Consider the following 22,272-nt stretch of genomic DNA (forward strand, 5'->3'; position numbering starts at 1 on the left):
GCGTTGGCCCGGCGCCTGGTCGACGTGCTGTGGGCACTGCTGCGCGACAACCGCCCCTTCGACACCCAGCCCCCGAGCATCAACGGAATCCGAGCTGCGGCTTGACATGGTCATTGAGATTCCTTCGGTCCGGGTGCCGTCATGGCACCCGGACAATGCAACACCTATCCGGAAGAAATATTCCGCATAAGTGGTTGCCGGTGAGACGGGCGAACGCCCGCTCCCGATCCGGGACACAGTGGAAGAGGACACAGATGAGCGAGCAGAACCGCACGACCACGGCGCTGGGACTACCGGCCGGAATAATCCATGGCCCGGAGAGCGAGGTCTACCGTGCCGCGACCAGCCCGCACAACACCGTCGCGCCCCAGCATCCGGCCGTGGTCGCCCGCCCACGTCAGGACCGGGAGGTCGCCGCACTCGTACACTGGGCGGCGGATCGGAATCTGCGAGTCGCCGTGCAGGCCAGCGGCCATGGTGCCGGAGCGGCCATCGGTGACGATCAATTGCTCATCGACACCTCCGCGCTGGACACGGTCGACATCGATCCCGTCGCCCACACCGGGCACATCGGGGCGGGCGCTACCTGGACGCGGGTGAACGCGGCCGCCGCCCGGTTCGGACTGGCCGGGCTCGCCGGCACCTCGTCCACCGTCGCGGTGTCCGGTTACACCTTCGGCGGCGGGGTCGGTTGGCTACTGCATCCCTACGGGCTGGCCTCGGCGGCCCTGCTGGCCGTCGATTACGTCGACGGGGCCGGGCGCATGCGCCGCGCCGCCGAGGATGCGGTCGATCCGATCGATCGCGAGGCGCTGTGGACCTTCCGCGGCGGCGGTGGTGTCGGCATCGCGACCGGATTGACCGTACGGCTGGTGGCGCCGACGGCGATGTGGGCGGGCTACCGCTTGTGGGGAATCGACGCGCTCGACGCCGTCATCACGGCTTACCACCGCGGGCTGGCCGCAGCCGGGGATGCGCTGTCGACCAGCCTGGCGGTGCTGCACACACCGCCGGCGGGACCGTTTCCGCCCGAACTGTCCGGGCGTCCGGTCGTCCACTTGGCCTACGCCTCGCCCGCCGGGGAGGCCGCGGCCGCACCCTTGCTCGAAGCGCTGTCCACCGTGCCCGCTCCGGCCACCGAGGACCCATGGGGTCCGGCCGACGGTGCGCGCCTGGCGCACATCCACCTCGACCCGTCCGGCCCGATGCCGGCGCTCGGGCTCGGGCGCTGGTTGGACCCGAACACCCCCGATGTCAGCGCGGCACTGCTGAACCGTGCGGCGTCGCCCGCCGGTGGGATCGCAATGCTCGAACTGCGTAACACGGCGCGCACCACAGCCGGTCCTGAAGGGGCGATGACCACCTCGCCAGGACCGTGGCTGCTGCACGCCGTCGGTATCGGCGCCACCGCCGAACCGGCACTCGCGGCGATCGAAATGCTCGCTGCTCCGGCGGATACCGGCCAGGCGATGGCGTCCTTCGCCGAAGGCCGGGCCGCGGTCGCGAACGCACTGCCGGATCCGGCGCTGGCCAGACTGCGGGCGATCCGCGCCGCGGTCGATCCGGAGCGGCGGATCGTACCCAGCCGGGTGGGCACGGCCACCGGGCGGCGACAATGAAGAGACGATGACACCGTCTCAGTCCACACCGCCGTCCCGCCGCCGGGCCCTGCGCCGAGACGCCGCACTGAACCGGGAGAAACTTCTCACCGTCGCGGCCGAACTCATTTCCCGGCGCGGGCCCGGCGTGCCGTTGACCGACATCGCCGCTGCCGCCGGTGTCGGCGTCGGCACCTTCTACCGCGGCTACCCCCACCGCGCGGCGCTGCTGCAGGCCCTCGAACAGCGCGCCTACGCGATGCTGGAGGCCGTGCTCGACGAGATCACCGCCGCCGGCGCGACCGGTACCGCCGCCATCGAAACCTACCTGCGCCGCTGCTTGGAACTCGGCGACCAACTGGTCCTACCGCTGCGCGGAGCCCCACCGCTCACCGACCCGGCCGCAGTCGCCGCGCGGCAGCGCATCGCCGCGGCACTCGACCGATTCCTCGGCGAGGGCCGTGCGGACGGCGCGATCCGGCCGGACGTCACCGCCGCCGACATCGTCGCCTGCGCCGCCCTGCTCACCCAGCCCCTGCCTCGCACTCCGCTGTGGTCCGATCTGGCCGACCGCCATCTCACCTTGTTCGTCAACGGTTTGCAGCCGACCCCCGGCGCACCTCTTCCCGGACCAGGCCCCGCCGACCTCGAAGCCCTGCTCGACGGTCGGTCGGCAGCGGATCCACCCGAGTGAGCGAGGCCGTGACGGCCACTCAGCGCAGCGCGTCGCGCACGAGTGCGGCGGTGACATCCGCGAGGTCCGCCGGGATCGCGGAGCTGGAGGTCAGGTAGCGGCGCACCGCGGCGATGGGCAGGTCGACGGCCGCCAGGAGCAGGGCGGTGCGCCCGCGCCCGGTCTGTTCGCCGAGCCGCGCGACAAGATCGCGCATCGCCGAGTTCCAGCGCTCGTTCTCCGCGTCTCGCTCGGCACGTACCATCTCCGGCCAGGCATCGGCGCCGAATCTGGCGGCGCCGGTGAGCATTACGTGCGCGTCCAGCGGGTTCGCCGCACACCACCGCACGGTGTATCCGGCCAGCGCCACCGCGGCCTCGACGGGATCACCGTCGAACAGCGGGTACGCCGCGGTGTGATAGCGCGCGAGCGTCCGCGTCCACAACGCGCCGAGCAATGCGGCCCGATCCGGAAACCGGTGATAAACCGACCCACTCGACACTCCTGCCGCGCGGACGACCGCGCTGACAGTCACCCCGGCGACACCGCCCGTCCGCAGTAACTGCGCGGCCGTGTCCAGGATGTGGTCCGTGTCGTGCACCAGTCGAGGCATTCCTGGACAGTACTGCCCGCCCTGCCTAGAGTCATCTCTCTAGAGAGTCTTATTTAGAAGGGAACCGTCATGACCATCACCACCGAGGACGTCTACGCGCTCGCACCATTCGTGCGCACTCTGGGAGTGGAGTTCGATCACATCGAACCGAACCGGGTGACCGCGCGGCTGACTCACTCTGCCGCCCTCTCGACCACCGGCGGTGGCTTGCACGGCGGCGCGGTCATGGCACTGGCCGACGCGACGGCAGCTGTGTGCGCGGCCGTGAACGGCAAGCCCGGCGCACTGCCCGCGACAGCGGACTCCACCACCCACTTTCTGTGTCCGATTACCGATGTCGCCACCGCGATCGCGGTTCCGCTCCGGGTCAGCGGACGTCAGGTCGTGGTCACAGTCGAGGTGCGAAATGACGTCGGCAACATGTGCGCCCATGTCGTGCAGACGGTGCACCTGATTTCGAACCACGAGTGAGGATCGAAGGCGGTTTCTCGAACCTCATCGGACCGGTGAGGCCGTGAGCGCAGCTATCCGCGGCTGAAGCGTTCCACCAGGCGGGCGTAGCTGTCATGGCCGTGACCTGATTCGAGCGCTTCGGCGACCAAGTCGGCCGCCGGGGAACGCAACCGCGTCCGGTGAGCCGATGGCCTGAGCGATGGTCATGATCTGGCCATGCAGGTAGTCCGTACCGTGTTCGGTCACCAAACGCGAGCGCTCCTTCGCATGGCTACACGCATTCGAACGCCTACGAACCGCTACGAACGCCGAGCCGACATCCGCCACGCCCTACTCAGCCTCGCCTGCTCGGTCATATTCTCCGCAACTCATTTTGAACCGAGTTCTTAGCCGGATCGGGGCCGCCAGCTCCGATCAGGCACCCAGTCAAGGTCACAGCCCAAGCTACACTCGGCACCCGCCGCGCCTCCGAACGCTAGATGAGATCCCCCGCCAAGCTCGCCGCCGCGTTGCGAGGCGGTCATGAGCGATCGCCCGCCTTCCCGACTTGACCGCTGGAAGCTGCAGGAACCGCCTCATCTCAGTTGAAACCTTCCCTCCAGCGGGGCATCACGGCCAACCATCCATTCGCCGCACAGGTGGTGGACCCACGGTACGAACTGCTCCCCCGGGTTCGCGAGATCGGCACGCTAGTAGTGTTCGTGCGATTTGCTCCGCGCCCCCAATGGAATCGACTTGCCGCGACACGGCGAATTGTTCCGGCCCTTCCACGAAGCGGGCGACGCCTTTCATGAGGGGGCGCCCGGAACGAGGTCGAATCGCCGGTCGCCGCCGAGGATGTCATCGCGTCCAAGCGCCGGTCCAGCTCATTCGCAGGCACCGATCTCGACCTCGTACTCCGTGCGCACGGTGTCGACACGCTCGCGATCGCAGGTGTCGCCACCAGCGCAATGGTAACTGCAACGTGCTACGTCGCAGCAGACCGCGACTACCGGGTGATCGTTCTGCGCGACGGCTGTGCCGACGACGAACCGACAACGCACGACTTCTTCATGGATACCGTTTTCCCCAATCGCGGTTTCGAGGTCGTCACCTGCGCCGAGTGGCTGCCGTCACCAACACCGCAACGCATGTCACGGGAGGCGATCCAATGCGCCGAGGAATCACTGACGGCGATCGTTGCCGAACTGCCCGGCGAGCGCATCACCGAGGTCGTGTACCACCTGCTGACCACAGGACATCTACATCGATGAATGGGAGTATCCCGGCTGGGACGAACCGCGGATGGGCGTCGAACCGATCACCGACAGCGGTCGGCACTACTCGGCGAGAACCACCGATGCCTTCACCGAATACAGAATCGAGATTTTCCGCAAACCGATGTCCGAGGTCCCTCGACTCGACCTCGGCGACATCAAGCCGGTATCGGCAACCGTCGTGTCACCCATTCCCCATCGAGGACGATTCCGGCCCTGGCTTCTTAGTCATGCAGTCAGCACTACCGAGGCTGTCCGGTGTGCTGCGGGCGGTCAAGAGGGTACGTCGGTCGGGTTGATGGCGAGAACACAGGCGACAGGCGGATCGAGGTCGAGGGTTTCGACCCGGAGCTCGGTGAAGCCGGCCTGGGCGAGCAGGTCCTGGAGTTCTTGGCCGGCTCGGGCCGTGGTGTCCCGGGTGGCGCCGGGGCAGCGGGGCTGGCTGACGAGCGCGATGCGTCCTGCGGGCCGGAGCAGGCGGCGCAGCTCGCGAAGCCGCTCCACCGGGTCAGGCCAGAATCCCACGGAGTTGACGACGAGGATGGCGTCGAGCGGATCGTCGAAACTCGGCAACTGCTCCACCGAGGCGTGCGTGAGATGCACTCGGCCGGCACGGACGGCGGCGGCGTTGCGGCGGGCGGCGTGCCGAACCATGGCTCGGGAGTGGTCGATCCCGAAGACATGCCCCTGGGTGGCGCGGCCGGCGAACTCGGCGATGGCGACGCCGGGGCCGAAACCGATCTCGAATACCCGATCGGTGGGCTGCACGTCCAGCAACGAAACTGCCCAGACGTTGCGCTGCCGGTTGGAGGGGCGAAGAGCGAACATCCAGCCGTTCGCCCACCCGACGAAGCCGCGAGGGTGACGGGCCTGGCGCACCAAATATCTGATCGCCCGTTGTTTGAGAGCTGTGGCTACTTTCTGCATGATCGCCAGTGAACGGCTTCAAGTATGCTTGAAGTCAAATGAGTGAACAGTTGACGATCGGTGAGCTGGCGAGCCGCACCGGTGTCGCCACCTCCGCGCTGCGGTACTGGGAGGAACTGGGCCTGCTACCGCCACCGGCCCGGGTCTCGGGCCAACGGCGTTATCCGCCGTCGGCGGTCGGGCTGGTCGGTGTGGTCTTGGCGCTGCAAAACGTCGGTTTCACATTGCGGGAGGTCAAAGCGTTCATCGCGTCTCGTTCGCTGACCGACGACAGCTGGCGGGAGCTGTATCAACGCAAGCTCACCGAGCTGGATCAACGGATTGCCCAGGCACTGGCGGCACGCACCGCCATCGCCCATGGTCTGGCCTGCCCGCACGATGACATCGTCGAGTGCCCCAACTTCACCAGCGGAGTCGAGGCGCTCCTGGCGGGATGTTCTCTCGAAGAGGCGCACTCACAGGTTCATTCGTACTGACCTCGCCTCGAAATAGGCGGCCTCGCTATTGAGACCTCAGCTCTTCACCCACTCGCCGAGGTGCTCGCGATGCTCGACGACTTCCTTCGAAGCCGAGGCCTTCCCGTCAGTGAACTTCTAACCGAATTCTTCACAGCTCGCGGCAGCACGAAGCCCGGCTTGGATACCTGCAAGGGATGGCACCAACAGTAGCTCGAACAGCGACGTGGGCATATGCACCCGGCGGGTGGTACCGACTCGCGTAACTATCTGCGGCGGCGACTTACCGCCAGATCCGGCGGACTCGGACCTCATGGGCCGATCTTCCGCCGGACCGAGCCGGCTGCCGGTTCGGTCCGCGCGGCCAGCGGCATTACGGGGCATCGGGCACTTGGATGCCGGGCCTGGCGGCGCTCCGGACCGGAGGACGGGCGACGTCACGCAGGGGCGCCGAGCGGCGGGTGCTCGAGCACGCGGGGCTTGTACTCGACCAGCTGGATGCGGCCATCGAAGGTGCGCTGATCGATCATCTCGAGCGCAACGTCCGGATAGCCGTCGTAGATGCGTTCCGCGCCCGTGGCACCGGTGATCACCGGGAACATCACGACCCGGAATCGGTCGACGAGTCCGGCTCTCAGCAGGGACCGGCACAGGCTCAGGCTGCCGATCGTGCTGAGCAGTCCCGAGCCGCTCGACTTCATGGAGCGGACCGCCTCGACGGCGTCGTCGCGGACGAGCGTGGAGTTGGCCCACCTCAGTGGCTCCTCGAGTGAGGAGGAGAACACCACCTTGGACGCTCGCGTGAGCTCGTCGACGGACGCCTCTTCCTCGGGCCTGAACTCGTCTTGGCCACTCGGGACCTCGCCGGCGGCGAAGCCCGACATCAGGCGGTAGGTATTCGCTCCCATCAGGTAGGTGGCCTCGGGCTGCTCGCCGAGCCATGCGAGGTACTCCGGGCCCTCGAGGCCCCAGAACCCGGGCCATCCTTCTCCCGATGCGTAGCCGTCGAGAGAGGTGATGAAGTCGACGAGAAGCTCCGACATGGCGGTGTCCTTTCCTAGAGTGTCACGAGCTTCGACCGATCGGGAGCCCCAAACTCATCGGCCGCACTGTGGGGGTGCCGATGAGGATCGTGTCACCAGCCGCAAACGAGGGGTATTACGTGACGTTGTCGTAGGCCGATCCAACCGCCCCGACCGAGGGCTGGACCCCGGCCTCGGCGAGGCGCTCGGTGAAGGCGATGGACATGTATTGGTGGTCATGATCCGCTTGGTCGAACACCGCATGCGGCAGGGTCCGCACCCACAGCCACGAACTTCGATCGCGTAGTGGGTGTTGCAGCGCTGCCGGCTCGCACCCGGCACGGCGCCGATCGCGGCTACCGGTCCGGCGGGCTACCTGTCGGTAAGAGTTCCTCGAGCCCGATCGGCGAGAGTGATTCGGACTCGCACTCCCAGGCCGATCAACCCGCCCGCTTCTTATTACGACAATGGCCCTGTCGAAGGCACATTCGATGACATTGCGGCGTTTGTAGATCTCGGCATCGAAGCTCGGTGTCCGCCCGCCTGCCCGGCCCTTGGGTTTGCGGTTGACGACCTGCTCCCGGCGTTCGGGAATCACGGTCTGGCGATGATCCCGCCGTCCCGCCCCTTCGAGCAGCACAAGCCCGATGAACACCCCCACCAGCGCCCAGTCCCGCCAGGACCGCCGCGGCGGGTTCGGCGCCGTACCACACCGAGCGGAGAAGTTGACGCACGCTTCGATGGTCGCGCTCGGACCCGAGGAAGGAAAACCGGTGCGGGCTCGGGGTTCGGCGACCGGCAGACGTCGCCCGCGGATCGCGGTACTCGTCACACGGCGCATGCCGACAGGATGTAGGCGTGCGCGCGCAGAACACTGAACTCGACGCGGACGAGGGTGCGGTTCGCTGTGCAGGTGGTGACCGTCTTTGGCTGTTATCTGGCGAAGTACGAGCCGAGCCACCAGGCGTCGTGTGTCGGTTGAGTTCTGCGGTCGAAGGCGGCCCGGCGTTGTTTCGGCTGGTCCGTTTTCTGGTCGCGCCGCTGAAGCAACCGGGCACTGACGTAAGCGACCTCGGGAGCGGACAGAGAGCTGCGGCGGGTCCAGCACATCCAGGTCGTGGAAGCCGTCGCCGCCGCGCTACGGACGGGTGTGGAAGCCGCCGTCACAGGGTCTCGATCACTCCGGCGCCAGTCGAATGGTGCGTGACGCCGTCGTGGCCGGGTATCTCGCGCGCGGCGACTCTGCTCATCACGCGGCGCGAAGCGGTCCGGCGAACGCCTTGCGCAATGACGACGGCCCGACCAGCCGCAGCAGCATCGCCAGGATCTTCCCCTTGACCGCCTGCGGAGTGCGGGTCAGTTCGACATCGACGCGGCTGCCCGACGCGGCGGGGGTGGCGCGGAAGACCCAGCCGCCGCCCGTGCCGAACAGCTTCGAGTCCAGCGTGGTGATGGTGACGGTGTCACCGGCGGGATCCCATTCGTAGCGGGCGCGCTCCCAGGCGGCGGCGGTGCCCTCGGTGACCTCGGCCCAGGTGTCGCCGCGGTCGTGGATTCGGAAGTGCTCGGCGTCGATGTTCGGCCACACCTCGGCGCGATCGGGTCCGAAGTCGGTGAGTACCCGCACGACCTCGGCGGGAGTCAGTGTGGACAGGAGGTGAAAACGTACCGTAGTCATGGGGCTACCTTCGCCGCCGCGACCAGGGCGCCGAATCTGTAAGTTGACGCTGGGGTGACGTAATCCGGTTTCGGTAAGGTCGCGGCGGGTCGCCGCATCCCGTGACGGCCCCGGGAGGAGAACGCCCACATGCCGATGTTCGGACGAGAGACCGAGCTGAAAGACCTGGCCGCACTGGTGGACGGTCCCGGCGAGCGAAGTGGCATCCTGATCGAGGGGGAACCCGGAATCGGCAAGTCGGCACTGGTCGCGGAGGCGGCCGCCGCCGCGGCCGCCGCGGGGCTGCGGATACTGCGGACCGCGGGTGCGGAGGCCGAACACGGCCTCACCTACGCCGGGCTGCACCGGCTGCTCTACCCGCTACGCAGCGCGTTCGATACCCTGCCGAGGCACCAATTCGAGGCGCTGACGAACGCCTTGGGCATGTCGGATACCACCGAGGAGCCGAGCCTGCACCTGGTGGGGCTGGCCGCGCTGACCCTGCTGGCGGACCTGGCGGTCGAACGGCCGCTGGTGGTCGTCGCCGAGGACGTGCACTGGCTCGATCCCGCCAGCGCAGAGGTCCTCGCCTTCGTCGCGCGCCGCATCGACTCCGAACCCGTCGCTGTGCTCGCCACGGTGCGCCACGGTGCAGATTCACCGCTGCGCGAGGCCGGACTGACCACCATGCGGCTGGGTCCGCTGCCCGAGCACGACGCGAACGCGCTGCTCGACAGCATCGCACCGGAATTGCCTGCCGAGGTCCGTCGTCGGGTGCTCGCGCAGGCGCAAGGCAACCCGCTCGCGCTGATCGAACTGCCCACGGCGGTGGGGTATCTCAGCGAAACCGCTCCAGCGCTGCCGTTGACCGAGCGCCTCGAACGCGCCTTCTCGGCGCGTGGTGCCGCGCTGCCCGAGCGCACCCGATCGGCATTGCTCGTCGCGGCGCTCGATGACAGCGATTCGCTCAGTGAGACGCTGATTGCCGCAGGGATTCTCCTGGGATCCGAGGTGGGAACCGAGATTCTCGCCCCTGCCGTGGCGGCCGGGTTGATCGATATCGGTCCCGGCACGGTGACTTTCCGGCATCCGCTGATTCGTTCGGCCCTGGTGGCGGCGGCGATGCCCGAGGAGCGCCAGCGGGCCCACCGGGCCCTCTCGGACCTGCTCACCGAGTCACCGGATCGCCAGGTGTGGCATCGGGCGGCGGGTGCGGTCGGCGCCGACGAGGAGGTGGCTACGGCGCTCGAGGACGCCGCCGAACGGTCCCGGCACCGCGGCGGCGCGATCGCGGCGCTGGAGCGTGCTGCGGCGCTGAGCGCCACCCCCGGCCGACGCGCGGATCGACTCCTGCGCGCTGCTGAACTGGCCGTCGACGCCGGTCACCGCGACACGGCCGATCGCCTGGTCGACACCGCACGTACGCTCCCTCTCACCGCCGCGCAGGAGGCCACCGCGAACTGGCTGCTCAGCGGGTTCGAGGACGGGATGCGTGAAAGCCCTTCGCGTATCGGCGAACTGGCCGCGCTCGCGGCCGCCGTCGCCGCCGACGGGTATGTGGATCCCGCGCTGCGGATCCTGTGGGGTGCGGCCATGCGGTGCTTCTGGGTCGAACCCGGACCCGAGGCCCGGCGCGCGGTGCTCGCGGTCGCCGACACCTTCGGCATTCCCGACGGTGATCCGCGCAAGCTCGCGGTCGACTCGATCGTTGCCCCGTTCGAGCGCGGCGAACAGGTCCTCGGTCACCTGCGCGCGCTGGCCGCGACCACCGGGCGTGATCCGGAGGTCGATCACTTTCTCAGCAGTGCGGCCTATCAGGTCGGCGCTTTCGACCTCGCGGCACAGTTCGCGGCCGCCGCCGCACCCGGATTCCGCTCCGCCGGACAGTTGGGGCTGCTGACCCGGGCACTCGCGATCCAGGCCTGGAGCCTGGCCCGGCTCGGCGACCTCGCCGCTGCCGCGCCCATCGCGGCCGAGGCCGCGGCCTTCGCCGGGGAGACCGGGGCGCCGTTCATGCACGCGGTGGTCGTCGCGGTACAGGCCGAAATCGCGGCGCTGCGTGGCGACTACTTGCAGGCCGCCGCACTCGCGGCGGACGCCGAACGGACCGGACTGGCGGCCGGCGCGCGGCCTGTGCTGGCCACGGTGCAGCTCACCCGCGGGCTCATCGCGCTCGGCGAGGGCCGATTCGATGACGCCTTCACCGATCTGGCTCGCGTCCACGATCCGCGGGATCCGTCGTATTCACTGACGCTGCGCGCGTGTTTCCTCACCGAAATCGCCGAGGCCGCGGTCCGCGCCGGACAGACCGACGCGGTGGCGGAACTGTTGCGCGAACTGGAACCGGTCGCGGCAGCCACGTCATCGCCCGCCCTGCACATCGGAATGCGCTACGCGCGAGCGGTGCTCGCAGGTGATATGGCCGGAAAGCTGTTCGCCGCCGCACTGGAGGCGGATCTGACCGGCTGGCCGGCCGAACGCGGCCGCCTGCATCTCGCCTATGGCGAGTGGCTGCGGCGGCAGCGGCGAGTCGTCGAATCCCGCACCCATTTGCGCAAGGCGCGAGAGACTTTCGACGCCCTTGGCTTCACGGCGTGGAGTGAACGGGCCCGCCTGGAATTGCGTAGCGCGGGCGAATCGAGCCCGAATCGCGATCCGGATGCCCGCGACCGGCTCACCCCGCACGAGCTGAGCATCGCGCAACTGGCGGCCCAAGGGCTGACCAACCGGGAGATCGGGCAGCGGCTGTTCCTGTCGCACCGGACCGTGAGCACTCACCTGCACCGGATCTTCCCGAAGCTCGGGATCAGTTCGCGCGGTGACCTCGCGGGGGTGCTGCCGACCGAGGAAGAGACGGCGTAGTAGAACGGGCCTGGGCAATGGACACCGATTACGTCATCCGACGCTCGCGGCCACGACCGCGCGCTACCTAGCGTCGGCGGAATGAATATCAGCAGACGATTCTTCGGTGGTGCGCTCGTAGCGGGTGCCGCGAGCCTGACCGCCGCCTCGCTGAGCGCCTGCGGCACGGATTCCGCCACCGCGCCGGGGGCCACGACGCCGGTCCCCGGCGCGGATCTGCGGAAGGGCTCGGGCGACAACACAACCCTGGGACCGATCAAGCAGATCGACGCTGGTGTTCTCAGCGTCGGATACGCCGAATTCGGGCCCGGCACCGGTCAACCGGTGATCCTGCTGCACGGCTGGCCCTACGACGCCTACAGCTACGCCGATGTCGGTCCGCTGCTGGCGGCCGCCGGTTACCGGGTTCTGGTTCCGTTCCTGCGCGGCTACGGTTCGACCACCTTCCGCTCCACCCAGACCGTCCGCAACGGTCAGCAGTCGGCCATCGCACGCGACATCGTCGATTTCATGGACGCCTTGCACATCGACAAGGCCGTACTGGGCGGCTTCGATTGGGGCGCGCGGACTGTCGACATCATCGCCGCGCTGTGGCCGCAGCGGGTCAAGGCCATGGTCGCGGTGAGCGGGTACATCGTCACGGTGCAGGCGGCGCAGCAGCAGCCACTGGCTCCCGAGGCCGAACTCGGGTGGTGGTACCAATACTATTTCGCCACCGAGCGTGGCCGCCTCGGCTACAGCCGCAATCGGCACGATTTCAACAAGCTGATCTGGAAGCGCGCCTCCCCGGCCTGGAATTTCGACGACGCTACCTTCGACCGCAGCGCCGCCGCCTTCGACAATCCCGACCACGTCGACATCGTCATCTCCAACTACCGCTGGCGCTTGAGCCTGGCGCCGGGCGAGCCGCAATACGACAGCTACGAGCGGCAACTGGCCGCCGCACCGGCGATCACCGTGCCCGCCATCACGCTCGGTAGCGACTTCGACGGCGCGGCCAAGGACGGAAAGCTCTACGCCGCAAAGTACACCGGCAAGCATGAGCACCGTGTTCTCGACGGTATCGGCCACAACGTGCCGCAGGAGGCGCCGCGCCCGTTCGCCCAGGCGATCATCGACGCCGACCACCTCTGAAAGCCGGAAAGGCGGGGCCCGGTCAACAACCGGGCCCCGCCTTTGCGCGTCTATAAGGAGTCGCGTAGCTGGAATCCGCCGTCCGCATCGAGTTCGATCACAGTGTCGATACCGATCCTGCGCAGGAACGGATAATCGTGGCTGACCACGAGAATCGCGCCGCAATAGTCGCCTAGGGCCTCCACGAGCTGGTCGACGCTGGCGATGTCCAGGTTGTTGGTCGGCTCATCGAGGATCAGCAGCTGCGGCGGCGGATCGGCGAACAGCAGGCGCGCAAGGGATACCCGGAAGCGCTCCCCGCCCGACAGTGTCGAAACCGGCCGTTCGACACTGCTGCCGCGCAACAGGAGCCGGGCCAGCTGATTGCGGATCGCGCCCGGCGCGGTGGCAGCGGCCACCGAAAGGACGTTCTCGAGCGCACCGGCCTGTTCGTCCAGATTGTCCAGGCGTTGCGGCAGATACCCGACGCGGTCGGTCAGCAGCGTCCCGCGTTCCAGATCTCGACCATGAATCAGATTTTCGAGGAATGTCGACTTGCCCGCGCCATTGCGGCCGATCAGAGCGACCCGCTCTGGCCCCTGAACGACGATGGAGCGGTCGCCGTCGCGTAGTTCCGCGATGCGACGGCTGCGCGGCACATCCGGGTCGGGCAATTCGAGACGAATGTGCTCCTCACGTCGGACACGGGATGCGGCGGTGTCCACAACTTTCTGGGCCGCGAGCACTTTCGCGTCGAGCGTGGAGCGCATCGCGCCCGCGGAGCCCTGCGCTCTACTGGCGCGGTTGCCCGCCAGGATCCGGGGTATGCCGCCGCCGCGCTGGGTCGCCCTGGCGGTGCGTTCACGTCTGGCGAGCTTCGTCTCGGCTTCGATGCGCTGGCGTTTCTCGACTTTCAAGGCCTGCTCTGCGGTGCGCGCCGCTTGCGCGGCCGCCGCCTGCTCCTGCTCGACGTGCTGCTGCCAGACGCTGTAGGGCCCGCCGAACACACCCAGCGCAGTCCCGTGCAGTTCGGCGGTGGCGTCCATATGCTCGAGCAGTTCGAGATCGTGGCTCACCACCACCAGGGTGCCGGGCCACGAGTCCACGAATTCGGCGAGCTTGGAGCGGGTCTCGCGGTCGAGGTTGTTGGTCGGCTCGTCGAGCAGCGTGATCGGTGTGCGCCGAATCCGCAGACCCGTGATGGCGATCAGCACCGCTTCGCCGCCGGAGATCTCCCCCACCTTGCGGTCGAGATCGGCGGCGCTGAAACCGATGTCGTGCAGCGCTTCGTCGGCGCGGGATTCGATGTCCCAGTCGTCGCCGATCGTCTCGAAGTGCGCTTCCCCGGTCTCGCCGGATTCGATCGCGCGCACGGCCGCGAGCGTGCCCGCGATGCCGAGCAATTCCGCGATGGTGTGGTCGTTGCCGAGGGTCAGCGTCTGCGGCAGGTAGCCCACCTCTCCGGTGGTTTCGATGCGTCCGGAGGTCGGGGTGAGGATTCCCGCGATCAACCGCAGCAGTGTCGATTTTCCGGAGCCGTTGCGCCCTACCAGACCGGTGCGCCCGGTGGTCAGGGTCCCGTTGAGCTGGGAGAGCGCGGCAGTTCCGTCGGGCCATTCGAAGGACACGTGCTGCAGAGTGATCGCTGATTGCATGGATGTGGACATGGGTCGTCGACTCTTTCCTGCTCGTGAACGAGCGGGCCGCGTGATTTCAAGACATTGCGGAAGCAGACGAAGGCGAATCAGGCTCGAAAAATCTCGGGCTGTTCGGTTACGGGGCACCGAGAGAAATGAATGAGGAATGCGCCGCCTTCGACTGGGCGGCTAGCGTCTGTCGACTTCCTCGATAATCCCGTGACCACCCTACCAGCGGTGTCAGACGGTGATCGTCTGGTATTCGGTGTACTGGCCCAGCCCGACCACGCCGTACTCGCGTCCGATTCCGCTGGCTTTGAAGCCACCGAAGGGACCGTCGAATCCGATCGGCGCCCCATTGATGGTGACCGTGCCGGTCCGGATTCGGCGGGCGACGGCCAGCGCCGCGGCCTCGTCGGCCGACCACACGCCGCCGGAGAGGCCGTATTCGGAGTCGTTGGCGATGCGGACCGCGTCGTCGATGCCGTCGTAGGCCAGGACGACCAGGACCGGACCGAAGATCTCCTCCCGCGCGATGCGCATGGTCGGCGTCACATCGGCGAAAACCGTGGGGGTGACGTAGAAGCCGCCCCGCGGGCCGGGCGGGACCTGCGGGCCGCCGCAGACCAGGCGCGCGCCTTCCGCGATGCCGATCTCGATGTAGTCGCGGACGCGCTGTTGTTGATCGCCGCGAACCATCGGGCCGATGAAGGTCTCCGGGTCGCGGGGATCACCGACCGGCAGGGACTCGACCAGCGCCGCCAGCGCCGAGATGACCTCCTCGTAGCGGGAGCGGGGGGCGAGGATACGGGTTTGGGCAATGCAGGATTCACCGTTGTTCAACAGCGACCCGAACTTCAGGCCGTTCATCACCGCCGTCAGATCGGCATCGGGCAGGATCACCGCCGCCGATTTGCCGCCCAGTTCGAGACTCACTCGTTTGAGCTGGGTGCCCGCGATGGACGCGATCCGGCGACCGGCCGCGGTCGAGCCGGTGAACGCGATCTTGTCCACCCGCGGATGGGAGATCAGATACTCGCTCGTTTCGCGATCTGCGGGCAGCACGCTGAGCACGCCGTCCGGCAATCCGATTCGATCCACCAGTTCGGCCAGCAGGCCCATGCTCAGGGAGTTCTCCGGAGATACTTTCAGCACCACCGAATTCCCGGCGAGCAGAGCGGGCAGAATCTTCGAGGTCGCGGAGGAGAAGGGTGAATTCCACGGGATCACCGCCGCCACGACGCCGACCGGCTCGCGCCGCACCACACTGCGCACGCGGGAACTCGGGTCCGACGGTTCGAGGGTGCGTTCCCAGTCGAAATGCTCGGCAGCAGCGAGGTAGGCATTCGCCTGGCGGGTCAGACCGGCCTGGCCTGCCTTGGTGAACCATGCGGCGGCGCCGTTTTCTGCGGAAATGAGGTCGGCGATCCGGTCTGCCTCGTCCTCGCGCAATTTATTGAATCTGCGCAGCAATGCGATTCGCTCGGCGAGCGGGGTGTCACGCCATACGCGTCCTTCGAACGCCGTGTGCGCCAGCATTGCCGCGCGGTCCACATCGGCGGGTTGCGCCTGCGCCGCCCTGCCGATGACCGAGCCATCGTGTGGCGAGAGGATTTCCAGCAGTGCCGGTTCGCTGGGTTCGGTCCAGGAGCCGCCGACGTAGAGCCGCTCGTAGATGATCATCGGGTTTCTCCCAGGGCGAACGATGGCTGTTGGTCGCGATATGTCTCCAGCAGGCGGAGCCAGACTTCGCTTATGGTGGGGAACGAGGGGACGGCATGCCAGAGCCGGTCGAGGGGAACCTCGGCGGTGATGGCGATAGTGGCCGAGTGCAGCAGCTCGGCGACGCCTGCGCCGGCGAAGGTCGCGCCGACGATGACCCGGCGGTCCGGATCGATCAGGATGCGGGCCCGTCCGCGATAGCCGGGATCGTGCTGGATCGCACCGGCGACGCGGCCGCTGTCGTAGTCGACCACGTCCACCGTCCGTCCGGCGCGGGCGGCGTCCTCGGTGGTGAGGCCGACCGCCGCGATCTCCGGATCGGTGAACACGACCTGCGGCACCGCCTCGAGGTCGGCGGTCCCGGCATGCGGGCCCCAACGACTGGTGTCGAGCGCATTCCCCAGCGCGCGGGCGGCGATGACCGGCCCCGCGATACGGGCCTGATACTTGCCCTGATGGGTGAGCAGCGCACGGTGATTGACGTCGCCGACCGCATACAGCCACTCGCCGTCGACGGCGGTCACGGTGAACGTGTCGTCGGTGGTGAGCCACGCTCCCGGTCGCAAACCGACCGTGTCGAGGCCGAGGTCCTCGGTGCGGGGTGCGCGTCCGGTCGCGAGCAACAGTTCGTCGGCGACCAGCCGGGCGCCGTCGGTGAGGGTCAGATGGATGGTGTCGTCGGGGCCACCCGCGCGATCTGCTGCGGTGATGGTGGTGCCGAATCGCAGGTCCACCCCGGCTGCCCGGAGCCGCTCGGCGACCAGGTCCGCGGCGAAGGCTTCGACGCGGCCCAGCAGCCGGGACTCGCGGGCGATGAGCGTGACCTGGGCACCCAATGCCTGCCAGGCGACCGCCATTTCGGTGGCGACCACCCCGGCCCCGAGAATCGCGAGCCGGCCCGGTACTTCGCGGGCGCTGGTGGCTTCGCGACTCGTCCACGGCCGCAACGCATCCAGGCCCGGCAGCGGCGGCAGCGCCGCGGAGGTGCCGGTGCACACCGCCACCGCGTGCCGGGCGGTGAGCCGCACGGTCTCACCTTCAGGAGTGTGGACCGTCACCTGACGGGGCCCGCCGAGGCGACCGTGGCCGCGGATCAGGTCGACATCGACGGAGTCGAGCCACTCGACCTGGCCCCGATCGTTCCAGCCGGCCGCCATGCGGTCGCGATGTTCGAGCACCGCGGGCGCATCGAGCGCGCCGGTGACCGCGGTGGCGACTCCCGGGAAGGCCGCGGCCTCACGGTAGAGCGAGGCTGGGCGCAGCAGCGCCTTGCTGGGTTCGCAGGCCCAGTACGAACATTCGCCGCCGACCAGTTCGGATTCGACGATCACGGTGCTCAGCCCGGCGGCGCGAGTACGGTCGGCGACATTCTCACCGACCGGTCCAGCCCCGATGACCACCACGTCGTAGCTACGAAGTTTTCTGTCGGACACGGATTTCACCTTCGATGGAGGTCAGCGGCCGGGTGCGCGCTGGGTGATTTCCTGCAGGAACCAGCCATTGCCATCGGGATCGGTGAACGCGGCGAACGAGCCGTAGCTGCGACGCTGCGGATCCGCTCCCGGCACTCGACTTTCGGTCCCGGCGTGATGGAAAACGCCGGTGGCGTCGTGGAACGGTCCGTCGACCGCGATCCCGCGCGCGGTCAACTCCGCGACCGCTTTCTCGATATCGGTGACGATCAGATGCAGCCCGGCCAGACTGCCCGGTGCGGCCGCGGTCACTCCCGTGCCGAAGATGATCGAGCATTCCGAGCCGGGTGGGGTCACCTGCACGACGCGATAGCCGTCGTCCACCGGGAAATCGGCGTCGAGACGGAATCCGAGCCGCTCGGTGTAGAAGGCCTTGGCGCGGTCGACATCGGCGACCGGCACGACGGCGACTTCCAGCTTCATGTCCATGATTCGTTCTCTCCTCTAATGTCTTTCGCGACGCTTCAGTGGGCGTTGTTCCGGGCGGCCTGCTCGATCACCTCGGCGACCCGATCCGGGTGCGAGACCGTGACCGAGTGCGACGCCGCAATCTCGATCACCTGGGCGTGCGCCCGCTCGGCCATGAACCGCTGCGCCGCGACCGGAATATTGAGGTCCTGCGTGGTGACCACATCCCAGCTGGGCTTGTCGGTCCAAGCAGCGACGGTCGCCTTCTCCTCGAGCGCGGACTGCCGGATCGGGCGCTGTGCGGCGGCCGCCAGGGCGGCGCGATCGGCGGGGACGTCGGCGGCGAACTGATCGTGGAATTTGTCCTGCTGGATGTACAGATCGGTGCCGGTACTGCCGTCGGCATCGGTGAACGGCACGGCGTTGAGCGTGCCCGGCAGGGTAGATCCGGGGAACTTATTGGTCAGCTCGAACGCAGTCTCACCGGGCGCGGGCAGGAAGGCCGCGACGTACACCAGCGCCTTCACCTGATCGCTGCCCGCTGCGGCGGTGCTGATGACCGATCCGCCGTAGGAGTGTCCGACCAGGACCACGGGCCCATTGATATGGCTGATCAGTCCCCGCACAGTGGTGGCGTCGGCGGCGGGCCCCCGCAGCGGATTGGCGGCCGCCACCACGGGATACCCATCCTTGCGCAACTTGTCGATGACATCGTTCCAGCTCGACCCATCCGCGAACGCGCCGTGTACGAGGACGACGGTCGGCTTCGGCGCGTCCTCGGTCGGTCCGGCATGGGTGGTGCTCGCAGTGCAGGCGACGGCGAGGCTGCCGACCGCCACCGCAGCCGTGACCGCCGCGATCGCCCCGCCCGCGCGCCGCGTACGAGGGTGTCGAATGTCGACCATGTCGATGTCCTTCCGAGGAGCGTTGAAGCATGTTGCGCAGCCTCGACTCTGGTCCCGCTCCCCCCACCGCCACATCTGTCAACTGACGCCGACCATGACGTAGTCAGCCGGCACCGCCACCAGAAAGGCGGACGGATCGACCAGCGTCCTACGCGCCGATCACACAACGCTTCCGCTGGTGGAGGCGTGTGCGTAGTGGTCGTGTCTTCCTCCGGGCACAGAAACGACTCAACCGCCCCGGGTACGGCCGCCGCGGTGTCACCGAATACGGCGCCTGTCGCTGCTCGACGTTCACCCGCTCCCGCCTCGATCCGACCATCCCGACAGCACTGTGATCGAGGCGAACGTTCCACTCGATCAGGTCGTCGAAACGTCCCGGAGTCCTCAGAACAAGCTCGTCTGCGCTGCAACGGACCCGCCGGTGATCGAATCGTCGAGCTCGATACGCCGCCCGATGAGCTGAGTGTCGTTGGCCAGGAGAAGTTCTCCGGTCTCGGATCCGTCGCGGCAAGCGATGGTGTGCCCGTGCGCGGTCACCGCGTCGAGGACGTACTCCCCCGGCGGCAACGCCCCGCCGAAATCGATGACGGTCGCGTAGCGGCCTCGCTCCGCCACTGTGCGATAGAACTCGCCGCCACCCGACCAGGTCGTTTCAGTGCGCATCGTCCCGGTGGGCAACACGGCGAGCGCCTCGGAGGCTGCGGCGGTCACCGCAGCCTCCACTGCCGCCCACGGAGCCAGCGGCTTGGTCAGGACGCGAGTCTTCGCCGCGCTGCCGACGGCCTGCCGGAAACCGGCCTGTGCCGATACCACCCGCTCCAGTTCGCGCACATGCATGCCATCTGGTGAGTCGGCGATGAACCGGGCGGCGAGCGCGCCCTGTTCGTACAGGCGGCGATGCCGACGTACCGCCGACGCCGTACCAACTTTGGCCAATCCCTCACCGAAATAGGCGATATAGAGATGGTGGGGCTGGGACACGTAAGCACGGATCTGCTCGGGCAAGGCCGAGATCGGTCCGCGGTGCGTGTGCACCACCGCCCACCCTTCCCGCACCCGGCAAAGCGGGCACTGCCGGCCGCTGACAAGTTGCGCGGAATCCGGACACGCTCGCCGCCCCGGGAAACTGCCGAATCCGTGATATCCCAAGCAGTATCGCGCCGTGTCGCGGATCCTGAACGCCAAGCGCGTACCGAGACCGGGCACGCGCTCGGTCGATCCGTCACCGTGGATCAGCTCATACCACCACTGGCCGCGCTCGTCCCAACGGGTGCCGCCGTACAGCAAGTTATCCGTAGTGGTCATCGGCGCAGCGCTCCGCACGTTCGTGTTGGGTCGTGGTCATCACCATGATGCGTGATGCCACCGAAACTCGTTCTGCGCGTGTGGATAACTGATGCCGCCTACCACGAGGCGTATGCCGGGCGATCCGCCGAGCTCGCAAAATGCTGGCCATGGGTATCTTGTGACTTCCCCGTACTATACGAGGCCGCGCCACCATCCCCGGCACCCCGGCCGAGCTCCGAGCCCGGTCTGCCATGGATGTAGTGATCGCCCGCACCGGCGACGCATACCGCTGAGCGGATGACCGGTCCGAACTGTGGTGGGCGCAGCAGATGCGACATCTCCCGACCTGAGGCTCGTCAGCCAGACTCTGATCCTGGACGAGACGCCATCCAGGATCGGGGTTTGTGACCGATTCGGCCGACGCCTTCGGTCAGATTCGTTCACTGGGCGGTGGACTCACCTGTGTGACTGGTGCTTCCACCGGGACCCACTGCTGGCTCGAGAGGTTCCACTCCAGAACCTTTCCGTGCAGTGCGGGCTCGGTAGGGTCGAGGTCGAGCAGGGCCAGGCGCGCCTCGTCCGGAAGGCCGGTGGTGACCAGGATCGCCGCCGCGTTCAGGTTCTCGATGTCGAGCACCGTAACCACTTCGACATCACCGTGCGATCGCCGTGCCCGCTGAAACCAGCGTTGGCGTAGCTTGCTCGGAAGCGCTGCCGCACCGTCGGCGGCACGCTGACCGAGCGCTTCGAGGAATGCTTTGCCGAACACTGTCGCCGCGGGCGCGACCGCGCCGAACGCAGCCGCTGACCACTGCAGCAGATCGTGCGACAGTGAGCCGGGATCGCCGGGTGGCGGGCCGCCTCCGGGCGACGGCTGCACGACATCTCCACTATCGGCGCGCCCCGAGCTCGGCTGTGTCTGATTCACGGTGACCCTACCCCCATCGCTTCAGTGCGCACCGATAGTACGTCACTCCGCCCCTGTTCCACGTCGCGCGGCCAGTGCTCGTGCGGGCTGATCCTCGACCGGATTTGCAGCGGAATGGACCATTCCGCTAGTGTTGTGGAACAAAGTATTCCGTTCCAAGGAGTTGGTCATGAACGCAATCCACCCCTTCCGCGTCGAGGTTCCACAGGCCGATCTGGACGATCTCCGCGACCGGCTGAACCGGGCTCGCTGGACTCCCGCCCTGCCCGGGGCGGACTGGAGCCGCGGCGTGCCGGTGGACTACCTGCGCGAGCTGGTCGCCTACTGGGCGGGCGAATTCGATTGGCGGCAGGCCGAATCCGAGCTCAATCGGTGGCCGCAGTTCACGACCGAGATAGACGGCCAGATCATTCACTTCAAGCACATCCGCTCCGCGCGGCCCGGCGCGCGGGCGCTGCTCCTGCTGCACGACAACCCGGGCGGGGTTATGGGCCTGCTCGACGTGCTCGAGCCGCTCTCGCGCGACTTCCATCTCGTGGTGCCCTTCATGCCCGGATTCGGGTTCTCCACGCCGCTGGCCGACACCGGCTGGACCGTCCCGCGTACCGCGACCGCGATGGCCGAACTCATGACCCGCCTGGGCTACGAGCGCTTCGGCGCGCACGGCGGCGGTGGCGGTGCGAACCTGTCCCTCGAGCTGGGCCGTCAGATCCCCGAGCGGCTGATCGGCCTGCATGTCAACGCCTACGTCGCCATGCCCGACGAGAGCGCCGGTGATTTCACCGACACCGAGAAGCAGCGCATGGCCACCATCGACGCCTTCATGCGCGACGGTATCGGCTTCAACATCATCATGTCCACCCGCCCGCAGACCATCGCCCACGGCCTCAACGATTCCCCCATCGGCCTGCTCGCCTGGGTGGTGGAGAAGTTCAAGGAGTGGAGCGACCCGCAGGCCGAGCTGCCTGAGCACACCGTTCCCAAGGACCGGATGCTCCTCGACGCGAGCGTCCAGTGGTTCACCGGCACGTCGGGTTCCATCGCGCAGAGCTACCACGACCTGGCACACGACCCCATGACGTGGGCGCCCAAGGAGCGCGTCACCGTTCCCACCGCCTTCGTGGTCGCCGCCGGTGACGTCACCGTCCGCCGCTTCGCCGACCGCGACACCACGGTCGCCCGCTGGACCGAGTTCGACAAGGCAGGCGCCTACATCGCCCTCGAACAGCCCACCCTGCTCGTCGAGGACATGCGCGTGTTCTTCGCGAACCGCTGAGCCCTATC

The 22,272-nt window shown here is 67.9% G+C and carries 19 protein-coding genes and 1 pseudogene; 8 read left to right on the plus strand and 12 right to left on the minus strand.

The genetic code is table 11. The annotated features are described in order from the left end of the window. The first annotated feature begins 254 nt into the window (after positions 1-254). Positions 255-1,619 (plus strand): FAD-dependent oxidoreductase, encoded by a 1,365-nt coding sequence (locus GVY39_RS24200; RefSeq protein WP_159928570.1) that lies wholly within the window; start codon positions 255-257, stop codon positions 1,617-1,619. A gap of 7 nt (positions 1,620-1,626) precedes the next feature. Beyond that, complete coding sequence (locus GVY39_RS24205; protein WP_159928568.1) at positions 1,627-2,292, plus strand: TetR/AcrR family transcriptional regulator; 666 nt, start codon at positions 1,627-1,629, stop codon at positions 2,290-2,292. 19 nt (positions 2,293-2,311) lie between these two features. Here the strand turns inward: GVY39_RS24205 and GVY39_RS24210 are convergent, their stop codons facing one another. Then, positions 2,312-2,884 carry a TetR/AcrR family transcriptional regulator gene (locus tag GVY39_RS24210; protein WP_159928566.1) on the minus strand — a complete coding sequence of 191 codons (573 nt, stop codon included), beginning with the start codon at positions 2,882-2,884 and terminating at the stop codon, positions 2,312-2,314. A gap of 69 nt (positions 2,885-2,953) precedes the next feature. Here GVY39_RS24210 and GVY39_RS24215 point away from each other — a divergent pair, with 69 nt between their 5' ends. Beyond that, on the plus strand, positions 2,954-3,355 hold the full coding sequence (locus GVY39_RS24215; RefSeq protein ID WP_159928564.1) for a PaaI family thioesterase: 402 nt from the start codon (positions 2,954-2,956) through the stop codon (positions 3,353-3,355). Positions 3,356-4,176: 821 nt separating this feature from the next. After that, positions 4,177-4,590, plus strand: a pseudogene (locus GVY39_RS34015) (cysteine hydrolase family protein); the annotation flags it as partial. Between the two features lie 276 nt (positions 4,591-4,866). Here GVY39_RS34015 and GVY39_RS24225 read toward each other — a convergent pair. Beyond that, positions 4,867-5,520, minus strand: a complete 654-nt coding sequence (locus GVY39_RS24225; protein ID WP_159928562.1) for a class I SAM-dependent methyltransferase — start codon at positions 5,518-5,520, stop codon at positions 4,867-4,869. 38 nt (positions 5,521-5,558) lie between these two features. Here GVY39_RS24225 and GVY39_RS24230 point away from each other — a divergent pair, with 38 nt between their 5' ends. Next, the gene (locus tag GVY39_RS24230) at positions 5,559-5,996 is read left to right on the plus strand and encodes a MerR family transcriptional regulator (RefSeq protein WP_159928560.1); all 438 of its coding nucleotides are present in this window, start codon (positions 5,559-5,561) and stop codon (positions 5,994-5,996) included. Positions 5,997-6,412: 416 nt separating this feature from the next. On the opposite strand, the gene GVY39_RS24235 is transcribed toward GVY39_RS24230, so the two are convergent. The 3 genes from GVY39_RS24235 to GVY39_RS24245 all read right to left on the minus strand — a co-directional run bounded on the left by GVY39_RS24235 (position 6,413) and on the right by GVY39_RS24245 (position 8,675). Then, positions 6,413-7,018: a dihydrofolate reductase family protein gene (locus tag GVY39_RS24235; protein ID WP_159928558.1), complete on the minus strand. Its 606-nt coding sequence runs from the start codon at positions 7,016-7,018 to the stop codon at positions 6,413-6,415. 115 nt (positions 7,019-7,133) lie between these two features. Next, positions 7,134-7,658 (minus strand): hypothetical protein, encoded by a 525-nt coding sequence (locus tag GVY39_RS24240; RefSeq protein WP_159928556.1) that lies wholly within the window; start codon positions 7,656-7,658, stop codon positions 7,134-7,136. Positions 7,659-8,246: 588 nt separating this feature from the next. After that, on the minus strand, positions 8,247-8,675 hold the full coding sequence (locus GVY39_RS24245; RefSeq protein ID WP_159928554.1) for a hypothetical protein: 429 nt from the start codon (positions 8,673-8,675) through the stop codon (positions 8,247-8,249). Positions 8,676-8,804: 129 nt separating this feature from the next. Here GVY39_RS24245 and GVY39_RS24250 point away from each other — a divergent pair, with 129 nt between their 5' ends. Together GVY39_RS24250 and GVY39_RS24255 are read left to right on the plus strand one after the other, a co-directional pair. Further along, the gene (locus GVY39_RS24250; RefSeq protein WP_159928552.1) at positions 8,805-11,516 is read left to right on the plus strand and encodes an AAA family ATPase; all 2,712 of its coding nucleotides are present in this window, start codon (positions 8,805-8,807) and stop codon (positions 11,514-11,516) included. An 81-nt stretch (positions 11,517-11,597) separates the two neighbouring features. Further along, complete coding sequence (locus GVY39_RS24255; RefSeq protein ID WP_159928550.1) at positions 11,598-12,650, plus strand: alpha/beta fold hydrolase; 1,053 nt, start codon at positions 11,598-11,600, stop codon at positions 12,648-12,650. Positions 12,651-12,700: 50 nt separating this feature from the next. Here GVY39_RS24255 and GVY39_RS24260 read toward each other — a convergent pair whose 3' ends face one another. From GVY39_RS24260 to GVY39_RS24290, 7 genes are all read right to left on the minus strand, one after another. Then, positions 12,701-14,296 (minus strand): ABC-F family ATP-binding cassette domain-containing protein, encoded by a 1,596-nt coding sequence (locus GVY39_RS24260; protein WP_159928548.1) that lies wholly within the window; start codon positions 14,294-14,296, stop codon positions 12,701-12,703. 210 nt (positions 14,297-14,506) lie between these two features. Continuing rightward, positions 14,507-15,949: an aldehyde dehydrogenase gene (locus GVY39_RS24265; protein WP_159928546.1), complete on the minus strand. Its 1,443-nt coding sequence runs from the start codon at positions 15,947-15,949 to the stop codon at positions 14,507-14,509. Then, positions 15,946-17,421 carry an NAD(P)/FAD-dependent oxidoreductase gene (locus GVY39_RS24270; protein ID WP_159928544.1) on the minus strand — a complete coding sequence of 492 codons (1,476 nt, stop codon included), beginning with the start codon at positions 17,419-17,421 and terminating at the stop codon, positions 15,946-15,948. Before GVY39_RS24270 ends, GVY39_RS24265 begins: the two co-directional genes overlap by 4 nt. A gap of 21 nt (positions 17,422-17,442) precedes the next feature. Further along, positions 17,443-17,889 (minus strand): VOC family protein, encoded by a 447-nt coding sequence (locus GVY39_RS24275; RefSeq protein WP_159928542.1) that lies wholly within the window; start codon positions 17,887-17,889, stop codon positions 17,443-17,445. 35 nt (positions 17,890-17,924) lie between these two features. Then, entirely contained in the window at positions 17,925-18,773 is an 849-nt protein-coding gene (locus tag GVY39_RS24280) for an alpha/beta fold hydrolase (RefSeq protein WP_159928540.1), read from the minus strand. A gap of 384 nt (positions 18,774-19,157) precedes the next feature. Next, positions 19,158-20,078 carry a DUF2797 domain-containing protein gene (locus tag GVY39_RS24285; RefSeq protein ID WP_159928538.1) on the minus strand — a complete coding sequence of 307 codons (921 nt, stop codon included), beginning with the start codon at positions 20,076-20,078 and terminating at the stop codon, positions 19,158-19,160. 412 nt (positions 20,079-20,490) lie between these two features. Then, positions 20,491-20,940, minus strand: coding sequence for a hypothetical protein (locus tag GVY39_RS24290; RefSeq protein WP_159928536.1), 450 nt, complete (start codon positions 20,938-20,940; stop codon positions 20,491-20,493). A gap of 217 nt (positions 20,941-21,157) precedes the next feature. Between GVY39_RS24290 and GVY39_RS24295 the strand changes: the two genes are divergently transcribed. Next, the gene (locus GVY39_RS24295; RefSeq protein WP_195071890.1) at positions 21,158-22,264 is read left to right on the plus strand and encodes an epoxide hydrolase family protein; all 1,107 of its coding nucleotides are present in this window, start codon (positions 21,158-21,160) and stop codon (positions 22,262-22,264) included. The last annotated feature ends 8 nt before the right edge of the window (positions 22,265-22,272 follow it).

It is taken from the genome of Nocardia sp. CY15 (assembly GCF_009829295.1).
In the GTDB taxonomy this organism is placed as follows: Bacteria; Actinomycetota; Actinomycetes; order Mycobacteriales; family Mycobacteriaceae; genus Nocardia; species Nocardia sputi.